The organism is Moraxella pluranimalium, assembly GCF_002014825.1.
Classification (GTDB): Bacteria; Pseudomonadota; Gammaproteobacteria; order Pseudomonadales; family Moraxellaceae; genus Moraxella; species Moraxella pluranimalium.
On sequence record NZ_MUYU01000018.1, the window covers coordinates 63,135 to 75,615 of the forward strand.

At 43.7% G+C, this 12,481-nt stretch carries 10 protein-coding genes; 1 reads left to right on the top strand and 9 read right to left on the bottom strand.

The window, feature by feature from the left end:
- Positions 1–40: 40 nt before the first annotated feature.
- Positions 41–1,861 (top strand): acyl-CoA dehydrogenase C-terminal domain-containing protein, encoded by a 1,821-nt coding sequence (locus B0680_RS07820; protein WP_078254544.1) that lies wholly within the window; start codon positions 41–43, stop codon positions 1,859–1,861.
- Between the two features lie 75 nt (positions 1,862–1,936).
- On the opposite strand, the gene galE is transcribed toward B0680_RS07820, so the two are convergent.
- The 9 genes from galE to B0680_RS07865 all read right to left on the bottom strand — a co-directional run bounded on the left by galE (position 1,937) and on the right by B0680_RS07865 (position 12,474).
- Positions 1,937–2,974, bottom strand: coding sequence for a UDP-glucose 4-epimerase GalE (gene galE / locus B0680_RS07825; protein ID WP_078254545.1), 1,038 nt, complete (start codon positions 2,972–2,974; stop codon positions 1,937–1,939).
- Entirely contained in the window at positions 2,974–4,218 is a 1,245-nt protein-coding gene (locus B0680_RS07830; RefSeq protein ID WP_078254546.1) for a UDP-glucose/GDP-mannose dehydrogenase family protein, read from the bottom strand. Before B0680_RS07830 ends, galE begins: the two co-directional genes overlap by 1 nt.
- Positions 4,218–5,855, bottom strand: coding sequence for a glucose-6-phosphate isomerase (gene pgi / locus B0680_RS07835; RefSeq protein ID WP_078254547.1), 1,638 nt, complete (start codon positions 5,853–5,855; stop codon positions 4,218–4,220). The genes B0680_RS07830 and pgi overlap by 1 nt, the downstream gene beginning before the upstream one ends.
- Before the next feature lie 9 nt (positions 5,856–5,864).
- On the bottom strand, positions 5,865–6,737 hold the full coding sequence (locus tag B0680_RS07840; RefSeq protein WP_078254548.1) for a UTP--glucose-1-phosphate uridylyltransferase: 873 nt from the start codon (positions 6,735–6,737) through the stop codon (positions 5,865–5,867).
- 80 nt (positions 6,738–6,817) lie between these two features.
- Complete coding sequence (gene kdsA, locus B0680_RS07845) at positions 6,818–7,657, bottom strand: 3-deoxy-8-phosphooctulonate synthase (RefSeq protein WP_078254549.1); 840 nt, start codon at positions 7,655–7,657, stop codon at positions 6,818–6,820.
- Between the two features lie 11 nt (positions 7,658–7,668).
- A complete protein-coding gene (locus B0680_RS07850; protein ID WP_078254595.1) occupies positions 7,669–8,613 on the bottom strand; it encodes a KpsF/GutQ family sugar-phosphate isomerase in 945 nt (314 codons plus the stop codon).
- A 14-nt stretch (positions 8,614–8,627) separates the two neighbouring features.
- Positions 8,628–11,021 (bottom strand): glycosyltransferase, encoded by a 2,394-nt coding sequence (locus B0680_RS07855; protein ID WP_078254550.1) that lies wholly within the window; start codon positions 11,019–11,021, stop codon positions 8,628–8,630.
- Positions 11,022–11,060: 39 nt separating this feature from the next.
- Positions 11,061–11,819: a CatB-related O-acetyltransferase gene (locus B0680_RS07860; RefSeq protein WP_078254551.1), complete on the bottom strand. Its 759-nt coding sequence runs from the start codon at positions 11,817–11,819 to the stop codon at positions 11,061–11,063.
- 22 nt (positions 11,820–11,841) lie between these two features.
- Positions 11,842–12,474: a hypothetical protein gene (locus B0680_RS07865; RefSeq protein ID WP_078254552.1), complete on the bottom strand. Its 633-nt coding sequence runs from the start codon at positions 12,472–12,474 to the stop codon at positions 11,842–11,844.
- Between the last annotated feature and the right edge of the window lie 7 nt (positions 12,475–12,481).

Genomic DNA, 12,481 nt, shown 5'->3' on the forward strand with positions numbered 1-12,481 from the left:
CAATCTTCGTATCACACGATACCCCCAACAAGGATGAGTTATGCTGACTTATAAAGCCCCGCTTCGTGAAATTAAATTTTTGATGAATGAAATGTTCGATTTTCAGGCGCATTATCAGACGCTGGATAATGGTGCGGCTGCCGATGCCGAGACGGTGGACATGATTTTGTCAGGCTTTGCTGATTTTGCCGAAAATGTGCTATCGCCGCTGTATCAGCCTGCCGATGCCGAAGGATGCACCTTTAAGGATGGTGAAGTCACCACACCAACAGGCTTTAAAGAAGCCTATCAGCAATTCGTCGAAGGCGGCTGGCAAGGCATCAGCTATCCTGAAGCCTTTGGCGGTATGAACCTGCCAATGTCACTCAATCTCATCAAATCTGAGATGATGGGCACTGCCAACTGGCCGTGGGCGATGTATCCAGGTCTGACCACAGGCTCGGTGAACACCATCTTGCAATATGGCGATGACGCCCAAAAAGCCACTTATCTACCCAAGCTTATCTCAGGCGAATGGTCAGGTACGATGTGCTTGACCGAAGCACAGTGCGGTACTGACCTAAACCAAATGAAAACCCGTGCCATGCCAAACGATGACGGCACTTACGCTATCACAGGCAGTAAAATTTTTATCTCAGCAGGTGAGCATGATTTGACCGAAAATATCGTGCATATCGTGCTGGCTCGCCTACCCGATGCGCCTGCTGGCACCAAAGGCATTTCGCTGTTTATCGTACCGAAATTTTTGCCTACAGATACTGGCGAAGTCGGCGCGCGCAATGCGGTGGCTTGTGGCTCAATTGAGCATAAGATGGGCATCACCTCATCAGCTACTTGTGTGATCAACTTTGATGGTGCGACAGGTTTTCTCATCGGTGAACCAAACAAAGGCCTAAAAGCCATGTTCACTTATATGAACACTGCGCGTATCGGCACAGGCATCCAAGGCCTATCACACATGGAGCTGTCATTCCAAAACGCCCTTCCATACGCCAAAGAACGCCGCTCGATGCGCGCTTTATCAGGTACCAAAGAGCCAAATCAGCCTGCCGATGCCATCATCCACCATGCGGATGTACGCCGTATGCTACTCACCCAAAAGGCATTTACCGAAGGTGCGCGTTCGATGATCTATCACACCGCACGCTATGCGGATAAGCTTGCCGAAGCGGTGGCAAAAGGTGATGAAGAAGCCATCAAACAATGGGATGATAAGATTGGTTTTTATACACCCATTCTCAAGGGTTTCTTGACTGAGCTTGGCATTGAGTGTGCCAAACATGGTCAGCAAATCTACGGCGGTCATGGCTATATCAAAGAATCTGGCATGGAGCTGATCGCCCGTGATGCACGCATCTCGACACTGTACGAAGGCACCACAGGCGTGCAAGCGCTTGACCTACTCGGTCGCAAGGTGCTATTGCATGGCGGTGGCAAGGTCATCCGTGACTATACAGCAGGTATCATGAAATGGTGTGGTGAATATGCACTGGACAAAGATATGCGTAAATTTGTCTGGACCCTCACCAAGCTGTGTGCTGAGTGGAATATGCTGACCGCACGCCTGCTACTGACCGCTCGCAAAGACCGTGATATCGTCTCGGCAGCATCGGATGACTTTTTGATGTATTCAGGCTATGTGATGATGGCATACCATTGGGCGCGTATGGCAGCAGTGAGTTTTGATAAACTTAAAAATGGTGGCGAGCAGCCAAAAGAGTTTTATCTTGCCAAAACACAAACGGCGGAATTTTATTTTGAGAAACTGCTACCAAGAAGCTCGGCACACGCTGAGAGCATGACCGTACCAAGCGAAGTCATGATGCAGATGGATGTTGAGCATTTTGCGTTTTTGGAATAATACCCAAACTCAAACAACCAGTCCGCAAACAACAAGCCCATGCAGATAGTTGCATGGGCTTGTTTGCATTTGGCGCTATCCGCCATATCGGCCACGATAGCCATTGGGGTTACCACTTTGCCAACGCCATGTATCAGCACACATCTCATCAATGCCCAATGTTGCCGTCCAGCCGAACAACTCTTGCGCCTTGTCACTGCTGGCATAACAAGCCGCCACATCGCCAGGTCTACGATCGACGATGGCATACGGTACAGTTTGCCCTGTATTCGCCACAAAAGCATCCACAAGCTGTAGTACTGATGTGCCATTGCCTGTGCCTAGATTGACAGGGCAAAAACCAACGCCACTTGATGCCTTGGCCAAATATTCCAGCGCTGCCACATGACCTTTTGCCAAATCGACCACATGGATATAATCACGCACCCCTGTGCCATCGACGGTGTCATAATCATTGCCAAAAACGGACAATTTTTCCAATTTACCCACTGCTACTTGGCTGATATAAGGCATCAAGTTATTCGGGATATCACTTGGGTCTTCGCCAATCAGACCACTTTTGTGTGCACCAATTGGGTTAAAATAACGCAGTGAGACGATATTAAACGCATTATCTGCTTTTGCCAAATCTTCCAAGATATACTCAACAGTCAATTTAGACTGACCGTACGGATTGGTGCAAGAGCGTTTGGCAGTCTCAACGATTGGCAATACTTCAGGATCACCATAGACAGTTGCCGATGATGAAAAAATAAAGTTTTTCACCCCGTATTCTTGCATCACTTCAAGTAGGTTCAGCGTGCCTGCGACATTGTTTTGGTAATACTTGACAGGCTTAGCGACCGACTCGCCCACCGCTTTTAGTCCAGCAAAATGAATCACGCCAAAAAAATCATGCTCAGCAAAGGTCTTGGCAAGCAAGTCTTTGTCCAAAATATCACCTTGGATAAATGGGATGCTTTGCCCCACAATCTCTTCAACTCGTTCAAGCGCCACAGGACTTGAATTAGACAGATTGTCATACACCACAGGCGCAAAACCTGCCGCGATAAGCTCAATCAAGGTATGCGAACCGATATAGCCTGCGCCACCTGTTACTAAGATTTGTTTCATTATACTTCACCCTTGCTATGATTACGACCAATACCGTGATAGTCACCTGTGTAGTGTGCAATCAATTGATTATTCAAGATATTTTTGGCATCAAAAATCGGTAAACCAAACTGATTTAATCGGTCAATAGCTGGCAATACCGTCTCTGACCAGTTTAGGATAAACAAAGCATCACTTCCCACCAAATCATAAGCATCATCACATAGACCAAATAACGGCTCATCGCCATAAATTTCCGTCAGCTCAAAGCCTGCATTCGGGGCATAAATGCTCGTCTTGATGCCATATGACCATAACAGCTTTAGGAGCGGATGAATGGCCGAATTGGTCGTGCGACCCGTATTGGCACGATAGCCTGCACCCCAAATCATCACGGATTTATGATCAATAAAGCCATCAAAATATCGCCAAAATTTACGGAAAATCAGCTCTTTTTGGTCTTCATTAATCTGCGATACAGTGGATAATAGACGGCTTTGGACATGATTTTGTTTAAAAAACTGATCAAGTAGCTCAACTTCTGTAGGCAGTGTCTGACCGCCAAAGCCCCATCCTGCCGACAGATAATCCTTGCCGATACGCTTATCCAGCCCCATCACTGTCTGCACCGTGGTGATATCCACACCACTGGCATCCGCTAGACGCGCCATCTCATTGACAAAACTTAGACGTGTGGCAAGCATCGCCATAATCCCTGCACGGGCAAATTCCACCGTCTTAATATCACCAACAAACTGCTTATCCGTGCGAGATAACAGCATGAGTAGCAGCTCATTGGTCGTATGCACGCCCAGGGTCTTCTCACCAATCATCACCATATCAGGCGATGATAATGAACCAAAACCCGTACCATCTTTCATAAACACAAACGGCACATAGCAGACTTGGCTAGTGACAAACTCATTTGCCAAAGTTGCCACATCACCGATAGTCACCGAACCACTTAAGATGACTTGAGCGGTGGTGTCAAATAACGATGACAACTGCTTATCCACGCCTTGGGCATCCAAAAACAGCCACGCATAGGCGGCAACACTAGGCGTATCCACCACGGTGATTTGCCCTGTCTGCGTGTACATTTGCCATAGGGCTGACATCTGATGGTCAAATTTATAGCTTGCCAATGTGTGCGACACTGCACTTTCATCCGCCAATAATTGCACTGATTTATTCAGACTTGCCAGCCAAATGGCGGTATTGATGGACTCATTGGTACAGCCGATGAGTAGGATAGAATCAGTCATCACACACCCCCTTGTAAGGCTTGAGCCTGTAGAATCTTGGCAAGCAGTGCATTGGTTGAGCCATCAAAGCCCTCCGCCTTGCCATCATTTAGGGCGTCAAACACACTGTTTGCCATCACTTTGCCCACTTCCACACCCCATTGGTCAAAAGGATTAATTCCCCACAACACGCTCATCACATAGACCTTGTGTTCATATAGGGCAATGAGTGCACCCAAAGTAGATGGGCTTAAACTATCTAATAATAAGGTTGTGGACGGCTGATTGCCCCGATAGCGTTTAAACTCATTCAATTCATCCTGAGTAGTTTCGCCAAGCGCCCCATTACCAAAAGCAAGCACCTGCGACTGAGCAAGGCAATTTGCCAAGGATAATTTATGCTGCTCTTCTAAATAGGCATCGTGATGGTGCTGCTGATTGTCATAACGACGAATCGGCGTGATAAAATCGCACGACACGCGCTGAGTGCCTTGGTGTAGTAGCTGATAAAAAGCGTGCTGAGCGTTTGAGCCAATATCACCCCATAGAATCGGACAGGTGTCATAATCCACCGCCACGCCGTCACGCGCCACCGATTTGCCGTTGGATTCCATCTCAAGCTGGGTCAGATAATTGGGGAAAAACGACAATCGCCCATCATAAGGCAACACCGTATGGGCATTGATCCCCAAAAAGGTAGAATTCCACACGCCAATCAAGCCAAGCAGTACAGGCAGATTGTGCTCAAAGTCAGCGGTGGCAAAGTGTGTATCCATCGCATAAGCACCCGCCAGCAGTGCACGAAAACCCGTCATGCCAATACGAATGGCGATGGCAAGCCCGATGGCTGACCACATACTAAAGCGACCACCCACCCAGTCCCACAGCAAGAGCTGATTGTCCGGATGAATGCCCCACGCACTCATCTTATCGGTGCGAGTAGAGATGCCGATAAAATGCCGACGCAGTAGACTTTGTTCTTTGGCGCCAGTGGAGAGTAGCCACGCCTTGGCAGTTTTGGCGTTTGAGAGTGTGTCAATTGTACCAAAAGATTTGGACGAGATGATAAACAGTGTCGTCTGCGGATTGAGTTTTTTAAGCAAGCCATCAAGCTGTGTACCGTCCATATTGGAAACAAAATGCACCCGAATGTCCGTATCTGCCCATTCCTCCAGTGCCGTCGCCGCCATGAGCGGTCCAAGGTCTGAGCCACCAACCCCGATATTGACCACATCGGTGATTGCCTTGCCCGAATAGCCACGCCACACACCAGCGCGGATACGGCTGACAATCGCTTCGCACTTATCTAGGCTATCATGCACCTGCCCACCGACATCCACACCATCCACCAACAAGGGCTCACCCTTTGGCAGGCGTAGAGCCGTGTGCAAGGCAGCACGATTTTCGGTGTCGTTGACCTTGACACCTGATAATAACTCATTGATTTTATGGGATAAATTTTTGGATTTGGCAAGGGCTATCAATGCCGACAGACGCTCATTATCCAGCGCCTGCTTGCTATAATCCATATAAATCCCACAAGCAGCCGCACTAAATTGCTCACTGCGACTACCATCAGCAAATAATTCACCGATATTTGATGTGGTGGCAGCAAGCGTTTGTAGGGCTTGCCAAGCGGTATTGGTGGTATGGCTCATGAATTATCCTTAATTCGCAGACTTGACACCCAATTTATCAGCAAAATACACAAAGGCCTGCATATAGCTGGTCATATCGCCAGCATCAAAGCTGTTGCCCACCATCGTCACTACATCCATACCCTGTGTGCCAATCAGCGCATCAATGGCATCAGTGAGCTGAATCTCGCCACCGACACTTGGGGCAGTCTTGGCAAGATAGTCAAAAATCGCATTATCAAACACATAGCGACCCACCACCGCAAGGTTGGACGGTGCAACATCAGCCGATGGTTTTTCGACAAAGCCTTTGACATCAAAGCAGATATTGTTATCTGATTTTTCAATGGTTTGGGTGTTGGCTAGGCGGGCGATACCATATTTATGAATGTCTGCCGTCGCCACAGGATCGACTAGAATCTGACTACGCCCTGTCTTGGCAAATTCAGCCATCATAAAGGCAAGGTTATGAGCCCGATAGTCAGACGCATAAGGGTTTAGCACCACATCAGGCAGCAATACCGCAAAGGGATTATCGCCCACCACGGCACGACCCTGTAGCACGGCATGACCCAGCCCCAACGGTTTGCCTTGGCGGACGCTGGTGATAGTCACATCATCAGGCAAGAAGTTGAGACTGTCGGCAAGTACATCTTTACCCTTGCTGCGCAGCTGAGTATCTAGCTCGCTATTGATATCAAAATAGTTCTCAATTGCCATCTTTTGGGCGTGATTGACCAGAACGATATTTTTGATCCCAGCAGCGATGGCTTCTTCGATGACATACTGTATGGCAGGCTTGTTGCCCAGTGGCAGCAGCTCTTTTGGCACTGCCTTAGACAGTGGCAACATACGAGTACCAAAGCCTGCAACAGGGATAATGGCGTGGGTGATGGCGGTCATGATTTCAAGTCTAATCCAAAATGATAACTTGCATATTATAACAAAAAGCACAGTAAATAAACTGCGCTTTTTGTTATGCGTTATTCAATTTCCAATTTAGGCATAGATTTTACCAAATCATCAATCGCTTTTACCTGGCTTAAGAAAGCCTCCAATTGATTCAACGGCAAAGCACTTGGACCATCACATTTTGCTTGATTGGGATCTGGATGAGCCTCCAAGAATAACCCTGCCAATCCTATTGCCATACCAGAGCGTGCCAAATCCACAACTTGGTTGCGACGCCCTCCTGACGCTTCTGAGCCAGAATCTCGACTCTGTAAAGCATGGGTGACATCAAAGATAATCGGCAAATCATTAGTAACTTGCTTCATCACACCAAAACCAAGCATATCCACAACCAAGTTATCATAACCGAAACAGCTACCACGCTCACACAGCATCAGCCTATCATTGCCCATTTCGTTAAATTTATGAACGATATTTTTGGTTTGTGACGGACTTAAAAACTGCGGTTTTTTAATATTGATTGGACGATTGGTTTCTGCCAAAGCTTTTACCAAATCCGTTTGTCTTGCCAAAAATGCGGGTAATTGCAAGACATCGATCACTTCACTGGCAGGCTGAGCCTGATACACTTCATGAATATCAGTAATAACAGGCACGCCAAAGGTTTCTTTAACTTCTTGGAAGATCTTCAACCCCTCATCCAATCCAGGTCCACGAAATGAGTGTACTGAAGAGCGATTTGCCTTATCAAAGCTTGCCTTAAATACATAAGGGATGCCAAGCTTATTGGTAACTTCTGTATATTGCTCACAAGCACGCATTGCCAAATCTCGAGACTCAAGAACATTAATGCCGCCAAATAGAACGAACGGAAGGTTATTACCAACTGAGATTTTATCTGTAATTTTCATTTTTTACCTTTTTAATTAATACCTGCTTGAACCAAATCACGCAATGCCAAAACACCCACCAAGTTCTGATTGTCTAGCACTAGCAATTGGTTCACACCCTTTTCTTTCATAAGCTGCAATGCATCAGTTGCCATCGTTTGAGAAGTGGTTGATAGTGGATTTTTTTTCATCACTGTTCTAATAGGCTGATCCATATCTTGTTTTTGGCTAATCAGACGGCGAATATCGCCATCTGTCAGGACACCCAAGCCATATTCAGCATCATGAACCACTGTCATGCCAAGTCGCTTCTCAGTAATCTCAAACAAAGCATCCATGATGCTCGTATTGCCAGATACTACAGGAATATCGTCTCCAGCTTTCATAATATCGGCCACATGAGTCAATAGGCGCTTACCCAAAGAGCCTGCCGGATGGGATAAAGCAAAGTCTTCAGACTTAAACCCCCTTGCTTCAAGCAGTGCGATGGCCAAAGCATCGCCAAGCACCATGGTGGCTGTTGTGCTAGAAGTTGGGGCTAAACCAAGCGGACATGCCTCTTCAAACTCGCCCAAGGTTAAAGCAATATCTGCTTCTTTTGGCAGACGGCCGTTGAGATTTTTGCTGATGCTAATTAAGGGAATATTTAGGCGCTTAATCACAGGCAGCAACACATTAATCTCATCACTGTTACCAGAATTTGAGATCGCAATAACCACATCACCCTTAACGATCATACCAAGGTCACCATGACCCGCTTCACCTGGATGTACAAAGAATGCTGGGGTGCCCGTCGATGCAAAAGTTGCCGCCATCTTGCGGCCGACCAAACCAGATTTACCCATGCCGGTAATAATAAGCCGACCTTGACATGCAAGAATGGTCTGACAGGCCTGAATAAATTTTTCATCCACAACTGCATGCAGTTCGTGAAGAGATTGAATTTCTACAGCGATAGACTTCTTAGCCGATGACATAAAATCAAAATTAGTCACTTTCTACCCTTCTTGTAAAAAAATTTTAACTTGCTCAAGGCTGGATTCTTAGAATCGGCAAAAAAAGCATAAGGGTCTCTTTTAAATTTATTTTTCAATCGTACCAACCTCTCAACTTCAGCCAATGCTTCCATTTGCCTTACACCCTCTTTTCTATCAACTTCTGGCAAGGTAGGCTCATCCAAAGACTGCGCTTGTACCAAAACCTCAACCTGCCCCAATTTTTGGGTTTTGGTAGATTCTACATTGGACACTGGTTTGGATACCTGATCGGCCAAAGGCTTAGTGCCAGGGGGTGCCGCAACCACATTTTGATGCTTTAATACATCTATAGGCGAGCGAAAAACACTCGGATTTTTTTTCATTTCTCTGATAATGCTTGGTAGAAAAAATCCATAAACTTTGGAGTGCAATGGTATGGCATACTCTCTGTATTTTACATCTAGCGCTATACCGTCTGGAGTTCGGATTTGATAAAATTCCAAAGATTCCAAGATAGACCTAAAACTTCCATCCTTCTCGGTTCTACGCGAATAACTTGCGTTTGCAAAAGAGTAAAAATCATTTTTCAGATAATGAATAAATTTAATCACATCGGATTCAGAGACGATAAACTCACTTTCGAGCATTTTGATAGCCTCGTTGCTGGATTTTGCATAGCTATTAATTGAAGGAAAACTATAAAAAGCCTCCCCCATATGAATAACATGCTTTCTAAACAACATAGCAAGCAGTCCAACGCCTGAGTTGATAAGCATTACCTTATGCGCAATACTAAGCAAATCGTGAATATGATATTCATTATCCACCAACAATACATTATTTGAGACGCTTAAGCCTTTTGGAAATTCTGGCTCAAGTGGGTGTTTTTTAATAACAATATACCATTCCTGCGGATCAAGAGAAGCAATAACATCATTAACAGCCGTTATAAAGTTGTCATAACTCTGAATAGCCCCAGAGAAGAATTTAATAACGCTGTCGCTAGGCCTTTGAAGTCCGATGAAAAGTATCTTTCTACCTCCAACTCGATATTTTACATCAAATATTTCTCGAATAAGGGCTTCACCTCGGTAGTTATCATTCTTCTCCAAAGTATTTCCAGACTGGATGACACTGTTAATATATTCTTCAGTATCAATGATTTCGTCATTAGATAAGAATCTATCCCAGTTCTCTTGTGCATAAGATAAGCTATCTGCATTAAATCCCTTATCAATAAACCATGAGTCTGGCAACGCACCTCTTTCAAAGACATAAAAAGGAAAGTTGTTTAAAATTGCCCATCGGTATATAGCCAATCTAGTTTCATTTCCATACGGATTCCAAAATAAAAATCTAGTTATATTTCTTGACCTAATTAAGTCACCAATTTTATTAATGTCAACTTTCAATTCAGAAATATACTCCACTTTTCCCAATAATGGTAGAAGCTGGCGTATGCTTAACCACGCCGTATCCTTCCTAACACCGAACACGAGCGTAACATCATTCTTGCTTAAGTCATCTAAGGGGTCTATCTTTGACTTACCGCTATCAAAATCTCTCATAAATGTTTGCAACATCTCTTTGTTTTTAGGTGTAGCAACTTGATATTTGTCCTTAGGTCTGGGGTGCCAAAGATGAACGGCAAAAAGTCCATTATTGTATACAGAATATCCCGCCATTGAGAAATAGCTTCTAAAGCCCTCATATTCAATAGATGAATAATCTTTCTTATCCGTATAATAATTATATGTTCGATGATGTTTACGGGCATAGGTCGCCAATCGATGTGCAAGCTCAAAATCTTCGCTGCCGTGTCCGGAAAATTCATTTCTATGTCCACCGATTGACAAAAAATGCCAGCGATTAATCACAAAAAGGGAAGTTGCTGGAGCAAAACTCTGAATCCCGGTATTATTACCACATTCATAATCGTTTTGTAATTTTCGATAATGCGCCGGATTGGTGATATCTTCCAGACCCAAAAATTCCGATGAATATCCTTCATCTATATAAAAACATGGGATGCAGAAATATTCTGCAATATTCACAAACATATCCCTGATTTTAATTTCAGCGATAATTTTGTCAAAAAATAATTTGTCAAAAACCAGGTCAACATCTAAAAACATTATACATTGACCAGTTGCGACTTGTGCACCTAAATCTCTAGCCCTACCAATAGAAAAAGTTTGGCTACGAGTATCCTGATAAATATACCTAGTCTGGTATTTATTACATAACCTTTTAATTTGTTCAGAAAAAAATGAGGTGCTACCAGAATCCACCAAAATAAATTCCACATCAGGATGATTTGGTTTTATAGATAGGATGCGGGCAATATTATCTAACACATATTGACGGTTGTTAGATACTCTGACCGGAAAAATAACTGACAATATCATAAAATAACCTTTTTTGCTTTGGACTAAAGTATAAACTAATTACATATTTGGCAGAGCTTTTAACTCTTTAATCTGTTCTATAGCTCTTTTAACATTCTTAAAATCAACCATTGTTAAATCTTTTGGTGCAAAATCCCACCAACAAAGCTCCAATAAGTCTGCAATGGTAGCATCATCAAATCGAAATCTGAGTATTCTGGCTGGCTGGCCCACAACAATAGCATAATCCGGGACGTCTCTATGCACAAAAGCACCCCCCCCTATTATTGCACCATGTCCAATTTTAACACCAGATTTTATAATGCTTTTAGCACCAATCCAAACATCATTACCTATTTTTGTTTCTCTATCGTATTCAAAAGCAACCTTTCTTCTAAAAGTGGTATCTGGATGGCCTCGCATCAAAGTATTGCTATACTGAATATTTGAAGTTGATAACCAATCGTGAGGATGTGCAGCTACACCAACTTCAACAAATCGGGCAATAGAACAATACCTACCTACCTCCACATCGGAGTAAAGCACCGAATAATTGTTCACTAGAGAATAAGAACCCAAAATACATCTGTCATGAACTTCGGCCATCTTGCCAATAGTGACAGGATGGTGGATAATTGCAGACTTTGATATTTGCGCCGATTGGGCAATAAATTTGTTATTCATAAATTTCAACTTAACATATACAAATTTAAATTCATTCGTATTTATCAACCGATTTGCCATTATAGCACGCTTAAGATAAAATAATTTTCCTGTATGCAAATTAATACAAAAATCTACTATGTGTTTCAATAACATACATTTCTTTACTTATCACTTTTTAGCTATTAAGCTTACTTGTCATAATCATGCATACATCATTAGTCTGAAAAAAACATATCAGCAACAATACCAAAACCAACCACCAATACCTTTTGACAAGCTGCCATAAAAACTCAGACAAACTAGGTTTTGTGTAAACATATTCTTTCTTCTTACTAAAATCTAAAAGGTAACGGTGGCAGTAAATTCCAGAGGTCATTTCGATTCGATTAACCGCCCGTCCAATATCTAAGTGATAGCTTAAACCAGCCTCTCTTTTACTGCGCTCCCAATCGTGCTTTAATAATATAGAAACTGCGCATTTAAATTGTTTTACCGCTATTTCTCGAGAAAATTCACTTTCATTACTACCAAACATTCTCTCTGCAAACTCTAAAAGCTTCCAATCGTTCTCATCAAAAGGATTGAGTCGCGATTGCAATTCAGCAATTAATACTTGACATCTATTCTTATCATCGTCACCACGCTCCGCTTTGTGCACTAAACCTACCAACTCCGTAGAAATTTCTCTAATTCTCTCCCGCCATTTGATACGCTCTTCTGAGATGTTTTTATTAAAATAACCCAAGAACACCTGATAAATTGCAAACGCTCCAGTAATAAGACCGCCGACAAAAGTTAAAGTTTCCATATTCCCA